General features: G+C 25.5%; 23 protein-coding genes and 1 tRNA gene. 11 read left to right on the forward strand and 13 right to left on the reverse strand.

Annotated features, from left to right (window positions below; translation table 11 throughout):
- Nucleotides 1-8 precede the first annotated feature (8 nt).
- Genes hisH through hisG form a run of 5 tightly spaced genes read right to left on the reverse strand, consistent with a single transcriptional unit; the run spans nt 9 to nt 5051 of the window.
- Nucleotides 9-599 (reverse strand): imidazole glycerol phosphate synthase subunit HisH, encoded by a 591-nt coding sequence (gene hisH, locus H0H74_RS01020; RefSeq protein WP_185849404.1) that lies wholly within the window; start codon nt 597-599, stop codon nt 9-11.
- Between the two features lie 15 nt (nt 600-614).
- The gene (gene hisB / locus H0H74_RS01025) at nt 615-1778 is read right to left on the reverse strand and encodes a bifunctional histidinol-phosphatase/imidazoleglycerol-phosphate dehydratase HisB (protein WP_185849405.1); all 1164 of its coding nucleotides are present in this window, start codon (nt 1776-1778) and stop codon (nt 615-617) included.
- A complete protein-coding gene (hisC, locus tag H0H74_RS01030; protein ID WP_185849406.1) occupies nt 1778-2863 on the reverse strand; it encodes a histidinol-phosphate transaminase in 1086 nt (361 codons plus the stop codon). The genes hisB and hisC overlap by 1 nt, the downstream gene beginning before the upstream one ends.
- Nucleotides 2860-4176, reverse strand: coding sequence for a histidinol dehydrogenase (hisD, locus tag H0H74_RS01035; RefSeq protein WP_185849407.1), 1317 nt, complete (start codon nt 4174-4176; stop codon nt 2860-2862). The genes hisC and hisD overlap by 4 nt, the downstream gene beginning before the upstream one ends.
- Before the next feature lie 17 nt (nt 4177-4193).
- Entirely contained in the window at nt 4194-5051 is an 858-nt protein-coding gene (hisG, locus tag H0H74_RS01040) for an ATP phosphoribosyltransferase (protein ID WP_185849408.1), read from the reverse strand.
- 188 nt (nt 5052-5239) lie between these two features.
- Here hisG and H0H74_RS01045 point away from each other — a divergent pair, with 188 nt between their 5' ends.
- Nucleotides 5240-6001, forward strand: coding sequence for an exodeoxyribonuclease III (locus tag H0H74_RS01045; protein WP_185849409.1), 762 nt, complete (start codon nt 5240-5242; stop codon nt 5999-6001).
- A 13-nt stretch (nt 6002-6014) separates the two neighbouring features.
- Here H0H74_RS01045 and H0H74_RS01050 read toward each other — a convergent pair.
- A tRNA-Lys gene (locus tag H0H74_RS01050) sits at nt 6015-6087 on the reverse strand.
- A 48-nt stretch (nt 6088-6135) separates the two neighbouring features.
- Between H0H74_RS01050 and H0H74_RS01055 the strand changes: the two genes are divergently transcribed.
- From H0H74_RS01055 to H0H74_RS01070, 4 genes are all read left to right on the forward strand, one after another.
- A complete protein-coding gene (locus H0H74_RS01055; RefSeq protein WP_185849410.1) occupies nt 6136-6648 on the forward strand; it encodes a shikimate kinase in 513 nt (170 codons plus the stop codon).
- 83 nt (nt 6649-6731) lie between these two features.
- Nucleotides 6732-8009: a tRNA lysidine(34) synthetase TilS gene (tilS, locus tag H0H74_RS01060; protein ID WP_238784105.1), complete on the forward strand. Its 1278-nt coding sequence runs from the start codon at nt 6732-6734 to the stop codon at nt 8007-8009.
- An 81-nt stretch (nt 8010-8090) separates the two neighbouring features.
- Nucleotides 8091-9155 carry a 3-phosphoserine/phosphohydroxythreonine transaminase gene (gene serC / locus H0H74_RS01065; RefSeq protein ID WP_185849412.1) on the forward strand — a complete coding sequence of 355 codons (1065 nt, stop codon included), beginning with the start codon at nt 8091-8093 and terminating at the stop codon, nt 9153-9155.
- Nucleotides 9156-9161: 6 nt separating this feature from the next.
- Entirely contained in the window at nt 9162-9824 is a 663-nt protein-coding gene (locus H0H74_RS01070; protein WP_185849413.1) for a YggS family pyridoxal phosphate-dependent enzyme, read from the forward strand.
- On the opposite strand, the gene trpA is transcribed toward H0H74_RS01070, so the two are convergent.
- The 7 genes from trpA to H0H74_RS01105 all read right to left on the reverse strand — a co-directional run bounded on the left by trpA (nt 9817) and on the right by H0H74_RS01105 (nt 16195).
- Complete coding sequence (trpA, locus tag H0H74_RS01075) at nt 9817-10584, reverse strand: tryptophan synthase subunit alpha (protein WP_185849414.1); 768 nt, start codon at nt 10582-10584, stop codon at nt 9817-9819. The two genes, H0H74_RS01070 and trpA, sit on opposite strands and share 8 nt — an antisense overlap.
- Nucleotides 10577-11770, reverse strand: a complete 1194-nt coding sequence (gene trpB, locus H0H74_RS01080; RefSeq protein WP_185849415.1) for a tryptophan synthase subunit beta — start codon at nt 11768-11770, stop codon at nt 10577-10579. Before trpB ends, trpA begins: the two co-directional genes overlap by 8 nt.
- Entirely contained in the window at nt 11767-12279 is a 513-nt protein-coding gene (gene trpF / locus H0H74_RS01085) for a phosphoribosylanthranilate isomerase (RefSeq protein ID WP_317167887.1), read from the reverse strand. The genes trpB and trpF overlap by 4 nt, the downstream gene beginning before the upstream one ends.
- A gap of 123 nt (nt 12280-12402) precedes the next feature.
- Complete coding sequence (trpC, locus tag H0H74_RS01090; protein ID WP_185849497.1) at nt 12403-13203, reverse strand: indole-3-glycerol phosphate synthase TrpC; 801 nt, start codon at nt 13201-13203, stop codon at nt 12403-12405.
- Nucleotides 13203-14201 carry an anthranilate phosphoribosyltransferase gene (trpD, locus tag H0H74_RS01095; RefSeq protein ID WP_185849416.1) on the reverse strand — a complete coding sequence of 333 codons (999 nt, stop codon included), beginning with the start codon at nt 14199-14201 and terminating at the stop codon, nt 13203-13205. Before trpD ends, trpC begins: the two co-directional genes overlap by 1 nt.
- Nucleotides 14202-14203: 2 nt before the next feature.
- Nucleotides 14204-14779, reverse strand: a complete 576-nt coding sequence (locus H0H74_RS01100) for an anthranilate synthase component II (RefSeq protein WP_185849417.1) — start codon at nt 14777-14779, stop codon at nt 14204-14206.
- Between the two features lie 6 nt (nt 14780-14785).
- On the reverse strand, nt 14786-16195 hold the full coding sequence (locus H0H74_RS01105; RefSeq protein WP_185849418.1) for an anthranilate synthase component I family protein: 1410 nt from the start codon (nt 16193-16195) through the stop codon (nt 14786-14788).
- Between the two features lie 269 nt (nt 16196-16464).
- Between H0H74_RS01105 and H0H74_RS01110 the strand changes: the two genes are divergently transcribed.
- Genes H0H74_RS01110 through ccoN form a run of 6 tightly spaced genes read left to right on the forward strand, consistent with a single transcriptional unit; the run spans nt 16465 to nt 23772 of the window.
- Complete coding sequence (locus H0H74_RS01110) at nt 16465-17979, forward strand: putative porin (RefSeq protein WP_238784106.1); 1515 nt, start codon at nt 16465-16467, stop codon at nt 17977-17979.
- A 50-nt stretch (nt 17980-18029) separates the two neighbouring features.
- Nucleotides 18030-18689: a glycoside hydrolase family 73 protein gene (locus tag H0H74_RS01115; protein WP_185849420.1), complete on the forward strand. Its 660-nt coding sequence runs from the start codon at nt 18030-18032 to the stop codon at nt 18687-18689.
- A 38-nt stretch (nt 18690-18727) separates the two neighbouring features.
- Nucleotides 18728-19123, forward strand: coding sequence for a glycine cleavage system protein GcvH (gene gcvH / locus H0H74_RS01120; RefSeq protein ID WP_185849421.1), 396 nt, complete (start codon nt 18728-18730; stop codon nt 19121-19123).
- A 31-nt stretch (nt 19124-19154) separates the two neighbouring features.
- Entirely contained in the window at nt 19155-21401 is a 2247-nt protein-coding gene (locus H0H74_RS01125; protein WP_185849422.1) for a heavy metal translocating P-type ATPase, read from the forward strand.
- Between the two features lie 11 nt (nt 21402-21412).
- Nucleotides 21413-21562: a cbb3-type cytochrome oxidase assembly protein CcoS gene (gene ccoS, locus H0H74_RS01130; protein WP_185849423.1), complete on the forward strand. Its 150-nt coding sequence runs from the start codon at nt 21413-21415 to the stop codon at nt 21560-21562.
- Between the two features lie 8 nt (nt 21563-21570).
- Nucleotides 21571-23772, forward strand: a complete 2202-nt coding sequence (ccoN, locus tag H0H74_RS01135; RefSeq protein ID WP_185849424.1) for a cytochrome-c oxidase, cbb3-type subunit I — start codon at nt 21571-21573, stop codon at nt 23770-23772.
- Nucleotides 23773-23810 lie beyond the last annotated feature (38 nt).

The following is a 23810-nucleotide window of genomic DNA, read 5'->3' on the forward strand; positions in this document are numbered from 1 at the left end:
TCATAAATTTATAATCGAATAAAATTTTCTAATATTTTATGTCCTACATAAGAAGATTTTTCTGGATGAAATTGTACAGCATAAAAATTATTTTTTTGCAACGCAGCACTGTAATTGATTATATATTCTGTTTTTGCCGTCGTATATTTTCCTAGAGGAACATAATAACTATGAACAAAATATTGATAACTTCCGTCTGGAATGTTTTCAAATAAAGGTCCTTTCATTTTATGAATAGTGTTCCAACCTATTTGAGGGATTTTCTCATTTTTGTCACTAGATTTAAATTTTTTTACCAATAAATCAAAAACGCCTATGCATGTAGTGTTTCTTTCTTCTGAAGATTTACAAAGTAATTGCATCCCTAAACATATTCCCAATACAGGTTGTTCTAATTTTGATAAAAGTAAATCCAATTTTTTTTCTTTTAAATATTTCATAGCAAAATTAGCTTCTCCAACACCAGGTAAGATAATTTTTTCTGCATTTTGAATCGATTCTTTAGAATCTGTTACTTTTGCTTGTATTCCTATTCTATCTAAAGAAAAAAGAACCGATTGCACATTTCCTGCAGGGTATTTTATGATAATCGTTTTCATAATATTTTAATATTTTTACAATACACCTTTAGTACTAGGTATTTTAGTATAAGAGTTTTTTTGTATTGCCATTTTAATAGCTCTTCCAAAACATTTAAAAATAGATTCTATTTTGTGATGATCATTTTTTCCTATAGCATGAATATGTAAATTACATTTAGCAGATAAAGAAAAGGATTTAAAAAAATGATAAAACATTTCAGTAGAAACTTTCCCTATTTTTTCCCTAAAAAATTTTGCCCTCCAAAATAATTGACTTCTTCCTCCAAGATCTATTGCAATTGTAGATAAACTATCATCCATAGGAAGAGAATAGAATCCATAACGTTCTATTCCTTTTTTATTTCCCAAAGCTTGATCAAAAATTTCACCTAAAGTAATACCAATATCTTCTATAGTATGATGATCATCGACATAAAGATCTCCTTTAGTTTGAATATTCAAATCTATAGAACTATGAAATGCTATTTGTTGTAAAAGATGATCCAAAAATCCCAGTCCTGTTTGAATATGAGCTCTTCCTTTTCCATAAAGAGAAATAGTGATTTTAACATTTGTTTCTAATGTAATTCGTTGATGAACGAACTTTTTCGTAGTGATTAATGATAAATATTCATAAATTTTTTCCCAACTATCAGTTTTTAAGGATATTGTTTTTTTTAGATCTTTTTCATTTATATTAGAATAGTAATTTTTTTCTTCTTGTGTTAGATTATTATAATGATGACAATTTTTAATCCATATAGATTTGCATCCTAAATTTTTAGCGAGTAAAACATCTGTTAACCTATCCCCAATGACAAAAGATTTGGATATATTGTAAGAATCCGATTTTAAATAATTAGTTAACATTCCTATTCCAGGTTTTCTATTTTTTGATTTTTCTTCTGGAAAAGTTTTATCTATATGAACAGAAATGAAATTAATTCCTTCATTTTTTAAAACATTTAATATATGATTATGTATAGGCCAAAAAATTTTATCAGGAAATTGATCTGTTCCCAAACCGTCTTGATTAGATATCATAACTAAATCGTAATTTAGTTCTTGAACGATTTTTGATAAGAAAAATATAACTTTTGGATAGAAATTAATTTGATCAATAGAATTAATTTGATAAGTAGGAGGGTTTTCTAGTACAATAGTTCCATCTCTGTCAATAAACAATATTTTTTTCATCACATTTTTATTTTTTGAATAGAGTATTTTTGAATCTGATCTATCAAATACTCATTTTCTTCATGAGTTCCTATTGTAATTCTTAAACAATTATTACATAGAATAATTTTTGAACGGTCTCTAACAACAATTTTTTTTTTCATTAGATATTGATAAAGGTTTTTTGAGGAAGAATTTATTTTTACTAATAAAAAATTAGCGGAACTAGGATATATTTTTTGTATAATAGGAATTTTATTTAAGGACTCTCGCATATATTCTCTTTCTGAAAGAATATTTTTTAAATGAAAAAAAAATAAATCTCTATTTTCTAAAGCTTTAATAGCTATTTCTTGAGAAATAAGACTGATATTATATGGATATTTTACTTTATTCATCCATTGAATAATATCTTCAGAAGCAATAGCTATCCCTATTCTTAATCCTGCTAATCCCCAAGATTTAGAAAGTGTTTGCAGAATAATTAAATTTGGATATTGATCAATTTCTCTTGAAAAAGATTTCTGATTTGAAAAATCTATATATGCCTCATCCAAAACAACAATTCCTGTAAATTTTTTTATTATATTTTCAATATCTTCTCTTTTAAGATCATTTCCAGTAGGATTGTTTGGAGAACAAATAAAAATAATTTTACTATTCGTATTTACAACCTTTTCTATATCACCTAAATTTAATTGATAGTTTTCTTTTGTAAGAAAGATTTTGATTATGTCCACTCCGTGAATTTTTCCACTGACTTCATACATTCCATAAGTAGGAGGAAAAATAATAGCATGATCTACTTCTGGACGAGAAAAAATGCGATATACTAAATCAATAATTTCATCACTTCCATTTCCTAAAAATATTTGAGATGAAGATACATTTTTAAACTCTGATATTTTTTTTTTCAATTCTTTCTGCAAAGGATCCGGATATCTATTATAAGAATTTAAAAAAGATAAAGGAGAACCGAAAGAATTTTCATTAGCATCTAAGAAAATAGAATTTTTTTCTTTATGATGTTCTATTCTAGCAGATATATAAGGATCCATATTTAAAATATTATCTCTGATTATAGAATTTAAATTAAACTTATTCATGTATTTACGTTTTTAAACTCATTTTTTAACCGAATATTAATAGATTTTTTATGTGCTAATAATCCTTCTTCAGAAGATAAAACGTTGACACATTCCGATAAATTTTTAAGTCCTTTTTTAGAAATTTTTTGAAAAGTAATTTTTTTTACAAAACTATCTATAGATAATCCACTATAAGATTTAGCATAACCATATGTAGGAAGTACATGATTCGTTCCAGAAGCATAATCTCCAGCACTAACTGGAGAATAATTTCCTAAAAAAACAGATCCAGCATTAATTACTTTTTCTGCCCAAAAGGAAGCATTCTTACAATTGATAATAAAATGTTCTGGAGCTACTTGATTAATTAGAGTCAAGCATTCATCTAAAGATGTAAGAACAACTATTTTGCTTTTTTTCAAAGATCTTTCAATAATATCTCGCTTGTTAGAAATATCTAAAAATTGTTTTTTTAATTCTTTTTTAACTTTTTCTATCCAAGATTGATTATTTGGAGTCACCAAAAGAATATAACTTTCTGGATCATGTTCTGATTGAGATAATAAATCAGCAGCAATATATTCTGGGTTTGCTGTATAATCAGCCATAATTGCTACTTCCGAAGGCCCAGCTGGCATATCTATAGATACGATTCCTCTTTGGGATACAATTTGTTTAGCGATTGTAACATAAGAATTTCCTGGACCAAATATTTTGTATACAGAAGGTATGGTTTCTGTACCATAGGCCATAGATGCAATAGCTTGAGCTCCTCCTACTTTATATATTCGTTTGATTCCTACATATTTAGCTGTATATAAAATAGCGGGATGAATTTCTCCATCTTTATTTGGTGGACTACATAAAATAATATTTTTACATCCTGATAATTTTCCAGGAATTCCTAACATTAACACAGTAGATAATAAAGGAGCAGATCCTCCTGGAATATAAAAACCTACTTTTTCGATCGGAATGGTTTTTCTCCAACAATAAATTCCTTTTAAAATCTCTATTGAAGACTCTTCATGGATTTGTTTTTGATGAAAATGTTTTATATTTCGATATGCAATTTCAATAGATTTTTTAAAACGATTTGAAATTTTTATATCAGCTTTTTCGAAATCTTCTTCTGTTACTTGCAGACATTTTATGTCTGCATTATCATATTTTTTTGTATAAGTTTTTAAGGCTACATCTCCATAAACTTTAACATTATCAATAATAGGAACTACTAAATTTGTTAAATGAGAAATATTTTGCACGGTTCTATTCGAAATAGATTTCCATATTTCATATGTAGGATGAACATATACTTGAATCATATCCATGTTTCTATTTTATTATATTATAGTATAATTTTTTCTATAGGAAGCACCAATATATCTTGAGCTCCAAGTGCTTTTAAATTTTCTATTATTCCCCAAAAATCATTTTCATTAACTACAGAATGTACAGAACTACATTCTGAATTTGCTAGAGGTAGAACAACTGGACTTTTAATTCCCGGTAGATAAGATATTATTTTTTCTAATTTTTCATTGTGAACGTTTAGTAGAATATATTTATTATTTTTAGCTTTTTTTACAGCTCTAATTCGAAATAATAATTTTTCCATTATAATGTTTTGTGGAGAACCTAAATGTAGGTGAGAAGCTAACACCGCTTCGGATTGAAGAACCGTTTCTACTTCTTTTAATCCGTTCATAAAAAGCGTGGATCCGCTACTTACTAAATCACATATACAATCCGCTAAACCTATTCCAGGAGCAATTTCTACAGCTCCAGATATCTCATGAATTTCTGCTTTTATATATCTTTTTTTGAAAAATTCCCTAACTAAAAAAGGATAACTTGTAGCAATACGTTTTCCATCCAAATCATTAATATTATTGTAAGCTAAAGATTTTGGAACTGCTATAGAAAGCCTGCATTTTCCAAACCCCAAAGTTTCTTTAATTTTTATCTTTTTTCTTTTTTCTAAAAGAACATTTTTTCCTACAATTCCTATATCAGCTACTCCATCTTCTAAATATTGAGGAATATCATCATCTCTAAGAAAAAGTACTTCTAGTGGAAAATTAAGAGCTGTTGTTTTTAACTTATCTATACCAATATTAACTTCAATGCTGCAATCTTTCAGTAATTTAATAGAGTCTTCATAAAGACGTCCCGATTTTTGAATCGCTATTTTAAGTTTATCCATAGTTCAACACAGGAAAAAATAATAAAAGCTTACAAGAGTAAGCTTTTTAAATTTTAGTAGATCAAATTGGTGTATTTTTAATACACCATGGCAAATATAAAAACTATTTTGAATATTTTATAATTAACCTTTAAAATTACTTATGTCTATTTTTAAAAAATTCAAAAGTTATATAAAAATTTAAAATAATGAAAATTATTAGTTATAATATAAATGGAATTAGATCTGGAATTAATAAGGGATTATCGAATTGGATAAAAATAAGTCAACCAGATGTTTTATGTTTACAAGAAATAAAAGCTTTTCCTGAACAAGTCAATACGAGTATTTTTGAAAATTTGGGTTATAATCATTATTGGTTACCTTCAAAAAAAAAAGGATATAGTGGAGTGGCTATTTTATGTAAAAAAAAACCTATTCATATAGAATATGGAATAGGATTAGATTCTGTGGATGAAGAAGGAAGAGTATTACGTATAGATCTAGAAAATTTTTCAATAATCAGTCTTTATATTCCTTCAGGAAATGATATGATGAAAAGATTGAATTTTAAATTTTTTTTTATGAAAGAATTTTTTTTACATACAAAAAAAATAAAAAATAAATTGAATAATCTCATTATTTGTGGGGATTATAATATTTGTCATCGTGAAATAGATATTTATGATCCTATTCGAAATCAAAGAATTTCAGGATTTTTACCAAAAGAAAGGAAGTGGATGACTCATTTTTTAAACTTAGGATTTATAGATAGTTTTAGACATTTTGTTCACGAAGCGCATCATTATAGTTGGTGGAGTTATCGTTATAACGCTAGAAAGAATAATAAAGGATGGAGAATTGATTATGCTATGGTTAGTCATTCATTAAAAAAAGAAATAAAAAATGCTTATCTCATGCCTGAAGTAAAGTATTCTGATCATTGTCCTGTTGTTATAGAAATTTTTTAAATGAACCAAAAAATGACCTGACTGGGATTCGAACCCAGGACCCTTACATTAAAAGTGTAATGCTCTACCAGCTGAGCTATCAGGTCTATTCTATTTTAATTTAAGCAAAAATACTATAATTTTTTATGTTTTATATGAAAATCACTTTAATTGGTTATATGGGGAGTGGAAAAACGACTGTAGGAAAAATGCTATCTAAAGAGTTAGATCTAGATTTTTATGATTTAGATGCTCTTCTTGTTGAAAAAAAAAATGATTCTATTTGTAATATTTTTAAGAAAGAAGGAGAATTTTTTTTTAGAAATACAGAACGCTCCATGTTAAAAGAAATTTTGAAACAAAAAAATAAATATGTTTTATCAGTTGGAGGGGGGACTCCTTGTTTTTATAATAATATTTATTTGTTAAACAAATATTCAAATACATTTTATTTAAAAACGGAGAGTTACACTCTATTTAAAAGATTATTTTTAGAAAAAAAAACAAGACCTTTAATTTCTCATTTATCTAAAAGTGAATTATTTAGATTTATTATAAAACATTTATCTAAAAGAGCATATTTTTATGAAAAATCTTTAGAAAAAATAAATGTATTTGGAAAATCTAAAAACGATATAGTTCAAGAGATCATTCAATCTATTAGTTAGTTAAAATAGTTATGAAAAAAATATCATATCATCATTTTTTTTTGGATAAAATTAAAAAATATTTTTCGTTTAATTCGTTTAAAATGAAAAATAAAATATGTGTGGCTGTGAGCGGAGGATTAGATAGTATGGTTCTTCTCAATTTATTACTTAATATTTCTGAAATTGAACCAGAGGTAGCACATTGTAATTTTTCCTTAAGAGATCAAGAATCCAATGAAGATGAAATTTTTATAAGAAATTTTTGTTTTAAACGAAATTTAATATGTCATGTAAAAAAATTTGACACTTTTAATTTTTCTAAAAAACATAATTTATCTATACAAATGGCTGCTAGAAAGCTTAGATATGATTGGTTCGAAGAATTGTTAAAAACGAACTCATATGAATACATGGTATTAGGGCATCATTTTGATGATTCTATAGAAACTTTTTTTATAAACGTTTTTAGGGGAACGGGAATTAAAGGTTTATTAGGAATCCCTAATAAAAATAAAAAATTTATTCGTCCTCTTTCTGATTTCACGAAAAAAGAAATTTTACATTATGCGAAAATAAAAAATATAAAATGGAGGTCGGATAGCAGTAACCAAGAAATGAAATATTTAAGAAATAAAATCCGTTCAGTTTTATCTACATTTTATTATTCTTTTTCATTTTCATTTCACAATGGATTAAAAAAAACTATAAATTATCTTCATTATGAAAATTATCTAATAGAAGAAAAAATAGAAGAAATTCGTAAAGAAATTACAATAGAAAAAAAAGATAATCCATTTTTTTGGAAAATAGAATGTAAAAAGATAAAAAAATTGAAACCTTTGTCTTTTTATTTATTTAAATTATTTTCTCCTTATGGATTTAGGAATATAAACAGTATGATACATTTTATTGATGCACAATCAGGAAAACAACTTATATCCAAAATATATCGAATTATTAAAAATAGAAATGATTGGATTTTAGTTTCTCATCAATTATTATTAGAAAATCAAAATAAAACTTATATAATATCAAATATCAAAGTTTTTAATAAAATGTTTTTACCCGTTGATCTGGAAATTTTTTATGATCCAGAAGAAGAAAATAGGAAAAATATGTTTCTTATAGATTTTGACAAAATTCAATTTCCATTATTATTAAGAACATGGAGAAAAGGAGATTTTTTTTATCCTTTTAATATGAAAGGGAAAAAAAAATTAAGCAAATATTATAAGGAAAAAAAATTTTCTCTTTTGGAAAAAGAACATACATGGTTATTAATTAATGGAAATGGATATATTATTTTAATTATAGGAAATCGTTTAGATGATAGATTCAAGATTACAGAAAGTACAAAAAAAATATTAGGTATAAAATAAATTAATTGAATTATTATCTATTCATTTTATAATTTCAATTAGTATTTTTTTTAATTTTGAAAAGAATTAGTTGTTCTATTTATGAAAGTACACAATTTCAATGCAGGTCCTTCTGTTCTACCGAAAGAAGTTGTTAAAAAATCAGCTCAATCTGTAATTAATTTTAATGATTCTGGGTTATCTTTACTTGAGATTTCTCATAGAAGCATAGATTTTTTCGAAATAATCGAAAAAGCTACTTGTTTAGTAAAACGTATTATGAATTTAAATGATGATTATGCTATTTTATTTCTTCAAGGAGGAGCTACACTACAGTTTTCAATGATTCCATACAATTTAATGAATCAAAAAGCAGCTTATTTAGATACAGGGTTTTGGGCCCATAACGCAATTAAAGAAGCTAAAAAGTTTGGTGAAGTCATAGTTTTATTTTCCGGTAAGAGTAAAAATTATACATATATATCAAAAAATTATCATATTCCATGTGATATAGATTATTTTCATTGTACATCTAATAATACAATAGTTGGAACACAAATGAAAATATTTCCTAAAACATCTATTCCAATAGTTTGTGATATGTCTTCTGATATTTTTAGTAGAAAATTAGATTTTTGTAGATTCAGTTTAATCTATGCCTCTGCACAAAAAAATGTAAGTTCTGCAGGAATGACTATTGTGATAGTGAAAAAGAATATTTTAAAAAATATTAGAAAAAATATTCCTTCTTATATGGATTATAAAATTCATATACAAAATAATAGCATTTTAAATACTCCAAATGTTTTTTCTATTTATACTTCTATGTTAACTTTAGAATGGATAGAAAATCAAGGGGGTCTTTCTACTTTAGAAAAAAAGAACCAACATAAAGCTAAATTATTATATGATGAAATAGATCAAAATCATTTATTCGAAAATAAAATACATAAGAAAAATCGTTCTGATATGAATGTGTCTTTTTTCTTAAAAAAAAAGAATTTAGAAGAAGAATTTGATAAAATGTGTAAAAAAGAAAATATTGTGGGATTAGATGGTCATAGATATTTAGGAGGCTATCGTGCTAGCATATATAATGCACTTCCATTAGAAAGTGTTCAATTTCTCATAGAAATCATGAAAGAATTCGAAAGAAAATTTTCATAATTAATAATGAATCAAATAGTAGAAAATAGATTTTTTAGTTTAAAAAAATTAATTCCAAAAGATGTAAAAATTTTGGCGGTTTCTAAAAACCAAGATACTTCTTCCGTGGAGAAATTATATAGAGTAGGACATAGAGATTTTGGGGAAAATTATATTCAAGAAATGGTAAAAAAATATAAAAAATTACCCAAAGATATTCGTTGGCATATGATTGGTAGAATTCAAAGTAACAAATTAAAATATATAATCCCCTTTATTCATTTAATTCATAGTATTCAAAATATAAAACAAATTAATACAATAAATAAAATAGCATCAAAACATCATAAAATTATAAACTGTCTTTTACAAATAAAAATTTGTGATGATAAAAATAAATCAGGAATTACTTGTCAAGAGGCTTCTAAAATATTGGAAAATGAAGCTTTTAAAAAAATGAAAAATGTAAAAATAATAGGCTTAATGGGAATAGCTTCTTTTCAAGAACTAACAAAAGTTCATAATGAATTTTCATATTTACGTAAATTATATGATGAATATCAAAATAAATATGGACATTATATACTTTCTATGGGTATGAGTAGAGATTATAATATAGCTATAAAATATGGAAGCACAATTATTCGATTAGGTACTATAATTTTTGGAAATCGAAAAAAAACTATCTAATAGATTTTATATATTTTTTTATGCTTTCTTCCAATTTATTTTTATCCAATGATTGAATAAAAGAACTTCCAATGATTCCACCATTAGCATATTGACATGACAAATCAAAAGTCTTTTTATCTTTTACACCAAAACCAATCAATCTTGGAATATTTATAGATAATTTTTTAATACGTTCAAAAAAAGATATTTGTTTTTTTCCAAAAGGATTAACACTTCCTGTAGTAGAAATAGAAGAAACTATATATAAAAATCCATCACTGATTTTACTTAACATGTATATTCTATCCGAATCAGTTTTTGGAGTAATTAAAAATATCATAGATAACGAATATTTTTCAAATATATTTTGATATTTATGCAAAAAAATATCAACTGGAAGATCCGGTAAAATTAATCCAGAAATACCTGATTTCTTGCATCTTTTCAAAAATTTATCTTTTCCAAATTTATAGAATTGATTATAATATCCCATAAGAACAATAGGAATTGTTATTTTTTCTTTAAATTTTTCTATTTGATCAAATAATAAAGAGATGTTCATTCCATTATTTAACGAAATTTGATTACTTTTTTGGATCATCATTCCATCTGCTAAAGGATCAGAATATGGAATTCCTATTTCAATTAAATCTACAGAAAGATTTTGCAAAATTTTTATAATTTCTACTGTACTATTTATACAAGGAAATCCTGCTGTAAAATAAATGCATAATATATCTTTTTTCTTTTTTATAAATAAATTATGTATTTTATTCATGATTTAATAATCTAACAAAAAATTTTTCGTAAACATTAATATCTTTATCCCCTCTTCCAGATAAAGTCACAACTACTATATCCTCTTTTTTAAAAGGTATTTTTTTTAATGCAGCTAATGCATGGGCACTTTCTAAAGCAGGAATAATTCCTTCTGATCGCGTTAATTCATATCCTGCTTTTAAAGCTTCTTCATCTGTAGAATGTAAAAAATTTACGCGTTTTTTTACAAAAAGATTGGCAAACATAGGGCCAATTCCTGGATAGTCTAAACCCGGAGAGATAGAATGTGCAGGTAAAACTTGACCATCTTTGTCTTGTAAAAGGAATGTCATACTTCCATGTAATATTCCTTTAGATCCACAATGAATAGACGCAGCTGTTTTTTTTGTTGTAATACCTAATCCTGCGGCTTCCACAGCTACAAGATTAACAGAATCGTTTTCCAAAAAAAAATAAAAAGATCCTGCAGCATTGCTCCCTCCTCCAATACAAGATATCACATAATTAGGGTAAGAAGTCCCTTCTACTTCTTTTAATTGTATTTTAATTTCTTCACTTATAATAGATTGAATATCTGCAACCATTTGAGGATAAGGATGAGGACCCACAGTAGAACCTATTAAATAATAACTTTCTGGATGATTGATCCAATAACGAATAGCTTCATTCACAGCATCTTTTAACGTTTTATTTCCACTTGATACTGGAATGACTTCAGCTCCAAGAGATTTCATTCTTATAACATTACTATATTGACGGATCATATCTGTTTCACCCATAAAAATAGTGCATTTTAAATGCATTAATGCACAAACAGTAGACGTAGCTACTCCATGTTGACCTGCCCCCGTTTCTGCAACAATTTTTTTTTTACCTAATTTCTTAGCTAATAAAGCTTGACCTATAGCATTGTTGATTTTATGGGATCCTGTATGATTTAGATCTTCTCTTTTAAGATAAATTTTAGCATTATATTGATCAGAATATTTTTTGCAAAAAAATAAGGGAGTCGGTCTTCCTACATAATTTTTTAACAATTTTTTATACATTTTTTGATATTCATAACTTGTAATGAATTTTTTATATTTATATTGTAGTTCTGTTATATTATGATGCAACATTTCAGGGATAAAAGATCCTCCAAACTCTCCATAATATCCATTTTTATCAACAAAATATTTCATAATTTTCTTATTTTTTTCATAAATACATTTAACTTTACATTATCTTTTTTTCCTGGAAAAACTTCAAATTTGCTATTCACATCGATTCCAAACATTTTTGAATGCGAAAAATTTTTTATTTCATCAAAATCTTGTATTCCAATTCCTCCACTTAAAAAAAATGGAACTTGAAAAGTGTATTCATGAAGTTTTTTCCAACAAAATTTTTTTCCGCTACCCCCATAATAAATTGTATTGCTATCAAATAAAAAATAAGTACAGAAAGGAATATAATCTACAATTTTTTCAAAAGAAAAAAAATTATCTATTCTAAAACATTTAATTAATTTCAATCCTTTTTTAAATAATTTTTCACAATAAAAAGGATTTTCTGTTCCATGCAATTGAATAAAATCTAGTTTTTTTATTTTTTTTATTTTCAGTATATTTTCCTCTAATTCGTTTACAAAAACACCTGTTTTTAATATTTTTTTTTTATATTGGGAATAACGAAATCTAAACCTACAAATCTAGGAGAATTAGGATAAAATATAAACCCTATAAAGTCAGGTAATAGATCCGAAATTTTTTTTATGTCAAATTTCATTCCGCACACTTTGATTTTCAATAATTTAGATTTCATATGAATTAATTTAGTCTTTTTGATTAAGTCTCTTTGACAAAGACTCTATAAAATATTTACAGATTTTTCCAGGATCTTTTTTTCTCATAAAATATTCTCCAATTAGAAAACCTTTAAATCCTTGTTTTCTTAATTTGAATATGTGATTCACATCATCAATTCCACTTTCTGCAATTTTTATATAATTATTAGGAATTTTTGAAGATAATTTTAAACAATTATTATAATCTACAATAAAAGTTTTCAAACTTCGACTGTTAATTCCTATAATGTCAGAACTTTCTGTTATTTTCTCTATTTCAAATTCATTATGAATTTCAATAATAACTTCTAAATCAATACTTTTTGCAAGTTTAGAAAAGTCTGATATTTGATTTTTAGAAAGAATTCCGGCTATCAATAAAATGACATCAGCTCCTATGGATTTAGATTCTATAATTTGATATTCATCAATAATAAAATCTTTTCGTAATATAGGAACAGAAACTATGGGACGTGATTTTTTTAAATTTTCGTTTTTACCAGAAAAAAAATGTTTTTCTGTGAGTATAGATATTCCACAAACTCCTGCTGATTCATAATCTTTTACCACTTTTTCTACTGATTCCGTATTATTAATAATACCTTTAGATGGAGATTTGCATTTAAATTCTGCAATGATACCAGTATGGCTAGTTTTTATATTCTTTACTAAAGAAAGAGTTTTCCTTTCAAAAAAGGAACTATTTTCTAATTTTTTTACAGGACATACAATTTTATTCTTGTAAACCTCTTTTTGTTTTACATACACAATTTTTTCAAGAATATTCATCATAAGCTCAATAATTTTTTTAGAATATTCTTTGCCTTTCCACTTTTTAATGAATGCTTGGCTTTATCATAATTGTTTTCAAAACTATCTTGGTTTAACAAACTTAATGCAAATGTAGCATTTGTTAAAACAACTTCATTTTGAGATAAAGTTCCTTCTCCAGATAAAACACTAATAAATATACGAATATTTTCTTCTGTATTTTTCCCTCCTTTCAATTCGTCTGGATTGACTCTAATTTTTTTCCCCCCTATTTCTAATTCTTCTATAGAATAGAATCGTTCTCCTTTTGGGGTATAACATTTGATATCACTAGTTAGTGTGATTTCATCGTATCCATCTAAACTATGAACAATAGCGTAATTGTTATTTGTATTTTGATACATATAATAATAGATTCTTGCTAATTCCAAATTATTGACTCCTAACAATTGATTTTTTGGATTACCCGGATTTAACAATGGACCAAGTGTATTGAAAATAGTTCTAACTCCTAGTTCTTTTCTTGCTATAGATATAGTTTTCAATATAGGATGAAATATAGGAGCATGTAAATAACAAATTCCTACTTTTTCCAATTGATTTTTTAAATTTTCTTCTTTATTAGTAAAATGATATCCTAATCCTTTTAATATATTTGAAGATCCAGTAGTGGAAGAAGAATTAAAACTTCCATGTTTAATTACTTTTTCTCCTGTTCCTGCTACTATAAAACATGCTAAAGTGGAAATATTAAAAGTATTTTTCCTATCTCCACCTGTTCCTACAATATCAATGGCATTAAATTCTGTAAGGTTAATTTTTATAGATAGTTCCATCATGGCTTGTTTAAAACCTATTATTTCTTCCAAAGTGGGTGTTCTCATATTATATATGGTAGCTATAGCTATGACTTGTGTATTATTTATTCTCCCTTCTGATAATTCTATAAAAAGATTCTTAGCTTCCTGTTTTGTTAATGTTTTTTCTAAAAACAGATTTTCTAATATTTTTTTCATAATTAATTTAAATTCAACCAATTATATATTATTTTTTCACCATACGGTGTTAAAATAGATTCTGGATGAAACTGTACTCCACGTACATCATAAAATTTATGGCGTAAAGCCATAATTTCACCTTTATCTCCAATAGCTGTAATTTTAAGTTCTTCAGGAAAATTATGTGGAGATATAATCCATGAGTGATAACGTCCAACTTTGATCTTTTTTGGTAATTGTTGAAACAAAATTTCTTGTGGATCTACAATTTTAATCAAACTAGATATTCCATGATAAACCTCGCTTGTATTTAAAAGAGTAGCTCCAAACACTTCTCCTATCGCTTGTTGACCTAAACAAACCCCAAAAATACTTTTAGTAGAAGAAAAAGTTTTTATTAAAGGTTTTAAAATATGCGCTTCATCAGGGATTCCAGGTCCTGGAGAAAGAATGATTTTATTATATTTCTCAACATCCGATAGTTGAATTTCATTGTTTCTAGATACTTGTATAGGATTTTTTGTTAATTTTTTTACAGCATGAACAAGATTATAAGTAAAAGAATCATAATTATCCAAAATTAGTATTTTGTTCATAATACTTCATATATTTTTAGCTAATTCTATAGCTTTAAATAAGGCCATAAGTTTATTGTTCACTTCTTCCAATTCTTTTTCTTCTTTAGAATCAGAAACAATCCCTGCACCAGCTTGAAAAAATAGAGTATTATTTTTACTTACAAAAGAACGAATAATTATGGCTGTATTAATACAAGAATTTTGTAATCCAAAAAAACCAATTGCACCTCCATATACTCCTCTATGTTGATTTTCAATTTTGTCAATTAGTTCCATAGCTTTATACTTAGGAGCTCCAGAAAGTGTTCCTGCAGGAAAAGTGTCTCCGAACACTTTTATCATTGAGGTATTTTCTTCTAACTCTCCAGAGACTTTAGACACCATGTGTAACACATGAGAAAAAACTTGTATTTCTTTAAATCCTTCTACTTTTACATTAGAAGAGTTTTTACTAAGATCATTTCTTGCTAAATCTACTAACATGACATGTTCTGCATTTTCTTTTGGATTCTTTGCAAGATTTTCGGATAATTTTTTATCCTTATCTTCATTTCCTGATCTTCGTATTGTTCCTGCTATTGGATTAATATAAGCTCTTTGGTTATTAATAATGAGTTGTGATTCTGGAGAAGAACCAAATAATTTATAATTTCCATAATCAAAATAAAAAAGATATGGAGAAGGATTTATAAATCGTAAAGCTCGATATACATTAAATTCATCTCCTTTAAATTTTTGTTGAAATTGACGAGATAATACTATTTGAAAAACATCTCCGCGTAGACAAGCTTTAATTCCTAAAGATACCATTTTTTTGTACTCTATATCTGTTACATTTGAATAACGATTTCCAACAGGTTGAAATGGGAAAGATGAAAAATTTTTCTTTTTGATCAATTTTATCAATTGATTTATGTAAGTTTTTTCTTCAAAATCAGGAAATTGATGTTCAATTAAATATATTGCATGATGAAAATGATGAAAGACTATTAAATTTCTATAAAAACCAAATCGTATTTGTGGAAGATTATATATTTCTTTAATTGTAGTATTCAATTGAATATTTTCAAAATATTGAATACTATCATAAGATATATATCCATATAAACCTGAGTATGAAATAATGGTATTTTCACTTTCAAATTTTTGAAAAAAATCTTCAATTAAAATTTGAATATCTAATTTGTTGTTTATAAAAATGTGTTTGTGAACACAATTAGGATATGATATTCGTAATACATTTTTATCTAAAATAAGTTCAGAAATAGGATTTATACAAAGAATAGAAGAATTATTTTTTGAAATTTGATAGTCAGAAGATTCTAATAATAGTGTATTAGGAAAAATATCTCTTAGTTTTAAATATAATTCTATTGGTGTAGTACTATCAGCCAAAATTTTTTTCTGAATAGTTCTAAAATTAAATTTAAACATGGCTTATGGTATTTTTACATGACAAAAAAAGGCCGTCACAAAGACAAGCCTCAAAAATATTGTGTTAACAATATTTAATTTAATTGAAGAATACCATTTTCTTTCTTAATCTTACATAAATACTTTAAGATTATAAGAAATGACATTTACATCATGCAAATATAAACAAATTTTTTCTATTTATGGATATTAATTACAAATAGTCTAATTTAGAATTCAATTATATGAAAATATTCATTCTGACTTTATTTCTTTTTGTATCCTATAATATGGAAAAAAAAACGATAGAAATGCAACACATAAATGAAAAAAAAACAAAAACAGAAGATGTGAAGTTTTATTCTCCCACTTATCAGGATTACAAATTTTGGACGGAAGAAAAAAATATAAAAAAAACTTTTTTAGAAAAATCTTTTTCCATAAAAAAATATTATTCCCATAATTTTTTTAAAAATGACAATATAGGATATTTTTTAAATAATGGAATAGATTTATTCATTTTTAATAGAAATGGAAATGAAAAATTAATACAAGAAAATTTTAACGCAAGTATGCCTAAAAAAATGCTTTTTTTTAAAGATCCTTTTTTTTATCGTGAAAAAATTAAATATTTTGATGTTAAAACTCCTATTACAGAAATTTTTTATATAAGTCTTATTCAAAAAATTTCTTTTTTTCAAGAAAAAGAAAGATCGTTTTTCCTAAAAACTTATATGGAATACGAAAAATATTCTCAAGATCATTTATTCCATTATCCCTATAATAAATTCTATATTCTTAGAAATTTTGAAAAAAAAATCAATCATTTTTACTTGAGAAATGGTTTATTTTTAATTTTTAATCAAAAAAAAATCAATATAAAGGTAGGATCTATTTTTGACAGAATACATTATCAATTATTTAATAACAATAATTATAAAAATAAAGATATCAACAGTTTGTCTATACAAACTGAAATCAGTTATCCTATTAATAATATCTTTGAATTTAATTCCAACGGAAAATGGATTATAGAAAATAATAATAAGTCTTATGTTAAGGCTAATATTATGTTAAATACATTTTTATTTTCAAAATATAGATTTTTAACTCGATTCAGTATCAATGAAAATGATAATGGTATTTACAACAGTTTTATTCCTTTTCATGTTTTAAGGAAAAACCAAGATTGTTATAATAATGAACAAAAAGATATGTTTTTTTTTGGAAGAGGAAAAGAAAAAACAATGGATTTTTCTTTAAGTTCTGACGAAGATGAAAAACATTATGTTTCTTTTTATATATCTAGATTATCTTTTCAAGATCAAGAAAAAAAAATAAAAAAATTTTTATATTGGAAATATATCCAATTATATGGATTTAAAATTAAAACTATATATGATATATGGAAATTTCAGTTCAATCATATTTTATTATATCATAAATGTAATTCTGATCCATTAATTTTTTCTATTCCAAATTTTTTATCGAGAACTACAATCCTTTATAAGGATAATTATTTTCATAAAGCTTTATTTATACAAACAGGTTTTTCTTTTCATTATTTTAGTAAGTTTTTTTATCAAAAAATTTATTATCCTTTTCATTTTCAAACTTTTTCTTTCGAAAAAGAGTGTATTCCTAATAGAATTGTTGGGGGGACTCCTTTTGTGGATTACTTTTTCAATTTTAAAATATATAGGACTACATTTTATTTCAGTATACAAAATATAGGATTTTATGATATTTATAATTCTCATAATATTTTTATTAAAACTGGTTTTTTGTGGAATCTTTTTACTTAATTACAAAAATTTATCTATAAAAAAACGTAATTTTATTTGATTCAATGAAAATGAAAAAATTTTTTTATTTTGCATTATTCTTTTTAATGTCATCCTTTTCTTTTCCACAAGGGAAAGGGGATAGAAAAGAATATGTATATGTAATTGAATATATTAAAAAATATGCTGTTTTTGCTATGGAAGAAATGGAAAAATTTGGAATTCCAGCTAGTATTAAATTGGGTCAAGGTATTTTAGAATCTTCTAGTGGAAACAGTTCTTTATCTAAAGCTACAAATAATCATTTTGGAATTAAATGTGGAAAAAATTGGATGGGAAATGTTTATTATCATGATGATGATGTTCCAAAAGAATGTTTTCGTAAATATGACTCTGTTCAAGAATCTTTTCATGATCACTCTAAATTTTTACAACAACCACGTTATTATAAATTATTTCTTCTTAAAAAAGATGATTACCAAGCTTGGGCTACAGAACTAAAAAAAGCTGGGTATGCTACATCCTTAAATTATGCAAATCTGCTTATTGATCAAATAGAAAAATATTCTTTGTGGAAGTTTGATCAAAATACTTCTTCTAGTATAGAAAAAAGAATCAACCAATATTTGAATTATATGATGAAAAAAAATCAGAATGAAGATTCTTTTTTCAAGAGATTTAGCAAAAAATTACGTTTTTTTATAAAATTTTTTTTGACTAAAAAAAATTGAATAATAAAATAATATTTTCGAATTAAAATTTATTGAATATGAATCCGAAAAATTTAAGATATAGTAAAAATCATGAATGGATAGGGGTCCCCAATGAAAAAAATCAAGCTTATGTAGGGATTACTCATTTTGCTCAGAATGAGTTAGGAGATATCGTTTATTTAGATGTAGAAGATTCCATAATAGGAAAAAAAGTGAAATCAGAGAATTCGTTTGGAACAATAGAAGCGGTAAAAACTGTTTCAGATTTGTTCATGCCTGTTTCAGGTTGTATTCTTGAAATTAATAAAAAATTATTATCCCAACCAGAATTAATTAATAAAAGTTATTATAGTGAAGGATGGATAATCCGAATTGAAATTATAGATTTTAAAGAGTATGATCAATTAATGTCTTTTACAGAATACAAAAAATACATACAGGAATCCAACTAAACTAAAAACTAATAGAATCAGGAAATAAAACATGAAAAAGCAGAAAATTTTTGATTTTCTTGATAATGAAAAAATTGGAAGTAAGATAATTGATTTTAATCATAAAAACATTACCACAGTTCGTTTTTTAATTCCTTCTATTCACTGTAGTTCTTGTGTTTTAATTTTGGAAAAATTACCAAAAATGTATAAAAATATTTTTGATTCTACTGTTAATTTTTCCAATAAAAAAATTTGGATCACATTTAATAATACTGAACTAAAAATAAGTGATATAGCTAAATTACTTGATAATATGGGATATAGCCCTTCTATTAATTTTGAATCGATAGAAAACATAAAAAATAATTCAAATTTATTTGGGAGAAAATTAATAGGAAAATTAGCTATTTCTTTTTTTTGTTTTGGTAACATTATGTTGCTAGCTATACCAGAATATGTTGGGGCTCAACAGGATACATGGTTTATGGAAAATCGTAATTTTTTCCGTTATCTAATGTTAGTTTTATCTTTACCTGTAGTCATATTTTCTTTTTTAGATCATATGAAATATGCTGTGTTAGGATTAAAAAAAAATATTTTGAATATGGATGTTCCAATTTCTATTGGAATATTAGTTCTTTTCTTATGGAGTTGTTTTGAAATTTTTTTTGATTTAAGTTCAGGCTATTTTGATAGTCTTTCCAGTTTTTCATTATTCTTACTTATAAGCAGAATATTTCAAATATATACTCATAATGAAATTTTATCTTTTGATAAAAATTATAAATCTTTTTATCCAGTTTTAATTACAAAAGTACAAAATAATGAAAAAGAAGAAAAAATTTTGCTTTCTTCTTTGAAAAAAGGAGATTTTATTGTAATTAGAAATGAAGAAGTCGTTCCTGTTGATTCTGTATTAATAAAAGGGAATGCTGTATTAGACAATAGTTTTATTACAGGAGAATCCTATTTAATCAATAAAGAAATAGGAGAACGAATCTACGCGGGGTCTAGACAAAAAGGAGAAGCTATTATTATAAAAGTCATCAAAAATGTAGATCATAGTTATTTAAGTTTATTGTGGAATAAGAATAAATCTAATCAGTCTTATTATAAAAAATTATTTTATTTGAATTCAATATCTACTAGATTTAGTCAGTATTTTACTCCTATTATTTTAATGATTTCGATTATAACTGGAATATACTGGTCTTTTAGTAATGATGTTTCAAAAATTTTTCAAACGGTTTTTTCCGTTTTAATTGTTACTTGTCCTTGTGCTTTAGTTCTTTCTACTCCGTTAATTTTTGGAAATATTATACGTTTTTTTTCCAAGAAAGGTTTCTATGTAAAAGACATTTATACAATGGAAAGAATATCTTCAGTTAGAACTTTAATCTTTGATAAAACTGGAACTATAACTGATCCTAATAAAGAAAAAATATTTTTTGTAGGAAATATGAAACATGAAGAAAAAAAAATTATAGCTTCCTTATTAAAAAATTCAAGTCATCCTTTAAGTCAAAGAATATTATCAGAATTATCTATAAAGGATTTTTATTTAATAAAAAATTTTAGAGAAATCATAGGTCAAGGATTAGAAGGTGTTATAAAAAATATACCGGTTAAAGTTGGTTCCCAAAAATATTTAGGAATTACAAAAAAAATAATTAATAAAAATGAAATCAATCAAACAACAGTTTTTATTTCTATAAATAATAAATTTGTAGGTTATTTTCTATTTAGAAATTATTATCGTGAGGGAATAGAAAAAATATTTAAAGACTTAAAAGAATATAAAATTATTATTCTTTCCGGAGATCAGAATGATTTAGAAAAAAGGTATTTAAAGTCGATTTTGCCCAAATCAAGTCAAGTTTTTTTCAGTCAAAGTCCGGAAGATAAATTAAATTATGTAAAAAAATTACAAAAAAAAGGAGAAAAAATTATGATGTTTGGAGATGGAATTAATGATTGTGCTGCATTAAATCAAAGTGAAGTGGGAGTTTCTGTTTCGGAAAATCCGACAGGATTCTTTCCAAGTTGTGATGCTTTTATGAAATCTAATTGTTTGAATAAAATTTTCTTATTTTTGAGAGTGTCTAAAATATCTTACAGATTAGTATTTATCAATTTTATGATTAGTTTATTTTATAACAGTGTAGGAATTTTTTTTGCAATTAGCGGAAATTTAAAACCTTTTATAGCTGCCATTTTGATGCCTTTAAGTTCTTTTTCTGTTATTTTTTTTTCTATTATATCCACTTGGATACTTTCACGAAGATTAATATTTTAGTTTTTGTTTTTATGGATATATTAATTATTATGATATTGTCTAGTATTTCTTTAGGAGCATTTTTTCTTATATTTTTTTTAATCTGTCTTTATTCTGGACAATTTGATGATTATGAATCTCCTAGTATTAGAATTTTAATTGATGATTTTGAAAAAAATTAAATTTTTTGATGAAACTAAAAACATATTATTATAATAACAGTATTGTAAAAGCTTTTTTATATGCTACTATATTTTGGGCTTTTATTGGGTTTTTAGCTGGATTGTTTGTAGCACTATTATTGTTTTATCCTGAGATTCCAGAACTGATTTTTGGGAATAAACTAAAGGACTCTCAAGGGGTTATTGGGTTTGGAAGATGGAGAATGTTACATACAAGTACTGCTGTTTTTGCTTTTGTCGGAAATATTATTTTCACAGGTTATTATTACGCTCTACAACGTTTGTTAAAAACAAGAATTTTTAGTGATACTCTTAGCTGGATTCATTTTTGGGGTTGGCAAATATTTATTATTTCTACTTGGATAACTTTTTTATTAGGAATAAATACAAGTAAAGAATATGCTGAACATGAATGGCCTATAGACATTGGAGTATTTTTGATTTGGATTGTTTATGGAATCAACATGATTGGAAGCATTCTAAAAAGAAAAATTAAACATTTATATGTTAGCGTTTGGTTTTTATTAGGAACATGGGTAGCTGTGGGAATGTTGCATGTATTTAACAATCTTGAATTACCTATATCTCTTTTATCTTTTAAAAGTTATTCTATATATGCTGGAGTGCAAGATGCTTTAATGCAATGGTGGTATGGGCATAATGCTGTTGCATTTATTTTAACAACTCCTATATTGGGGTTAATGTATTACTTTGTTCCAAAAGCATCTAATCAGCCTATTTTTTCTTATAAACTTTCTATTATACATTTTTGGTCATTAATATTTATATACATTTGGGCAGGTCCTCATCATTTAATGTATACATCTCTTCCTAATTGGGCTCAAATGTTGGGAACTATTTTTTCAATTATGTTGATTGCTCCTTCTTGGGGGGGGATGTTGAATGGATTGCTGACTTTAAGAGGAGCTTGGGATCAAATGAAAACGAATCCGACTTTGAAATTTTTCGTAGTTGGAATTACTTGTTATGGAATGGCAACTTTTGAAGGGCCTATGTTAGCAACTAAAACTCTAAATTCTATAGGACATTTTACAGATTGGGTAATAGCTCATGTTCATTTAGGGACTTTAGGATGGAATGGTTTTATGGCTTTTGGTATTATATATTGGTTGACCCAAAAAATATGGAATACAAAATTGTATTCTATATCATTGGCTAACATTCATTTTTGGCTAGGTGTTATAGGGATTATTTTATACATTTTTCCTATGTATTTTGGATCTATTTTACAATCTATTATGTGGAAAAAATTTAATCCTGATGGAACTTTGGCTTATAAAAATTTTTTAGATTCTGTTTTATCTATCATTCCTTTTTATAAAATTAGATTTGTAGGTGGAATGATTTACTTTTTAGGTTTTGTTTTAATGATTTATAATATTTTTAAAACAATTAAACAAGGTTACTCATTCAACAATGAAGAATTTAAATGTGATCCATTTTATGGTAGTTATGTTAAGGAAAATAAAGGAGATACGGAAACATTTCATGGGTGGTTAGAAAGAAAACCAATACAATTAACCATTCTTTCTTTTATAGCAGTGGCTATTGGAGGGTTCATAGAAATTATACCTACTTTAGTCATTAAATCTAATGTTCCTACTATTCATAATGTTAAGCCTTACAAGGCTTTAGAATTAGAAGGTAGAGATTTATTTGTAAGAGAAGGATGTAATGCTTGTCACAGTGCCCAAGTTCGTCCATTTAGAGATGAAGTAGTTCGTTATGGAGAATATTCTAAGGCTGGAGAATTTGTATATGATCATCCATTTCTTTGGGGTTCTAAACGAACAGGACCGGATTTGGCCAGAGAAGGAGGAAAAAATCCTAATTCTTGGCATTTTAATCATATGTATAATCCTCGTTCTACTTCTCCAGGATCTATCATGCCAAGATATCCTTGGTTAATTTATAATAAATTGGATAGGTCTAATACAGGAAAAAAAATACAAGCAATGGTAAAATTAGGAGTTCCATATACTTTGAAGTACATAAAAAATATAAATCAAGATATGGATCATCAAGCAAATCAAATTGTATGTGATATTTATAAAGAATATCCGAGTTTGAAAAAAGAAATAGATCAACAAAAAAAAATAGAGAAAGAAAAATTTGTTCCATTAGAAAAAAGGGAAATTATAGCTATTATTGCTTATTTACAGCGATTGGGTACAGATATAAAATCTTAATGGTTTAATGATCATACTTTATAACGGATAAAAAAAAA

Origin of the sequence: Blattabacterium cuenoti, assembly GCF_014251315.1 — a bacterium.
In the GTDB taxonomy this organism is placed as follows: domain Bacteria; phylum Bacteroidota; class Bacteroidia; order Flavobacteriales; family Blattabacteriaceae; genus Blattabacterium; species Blattabacterium cuenoti_AJ.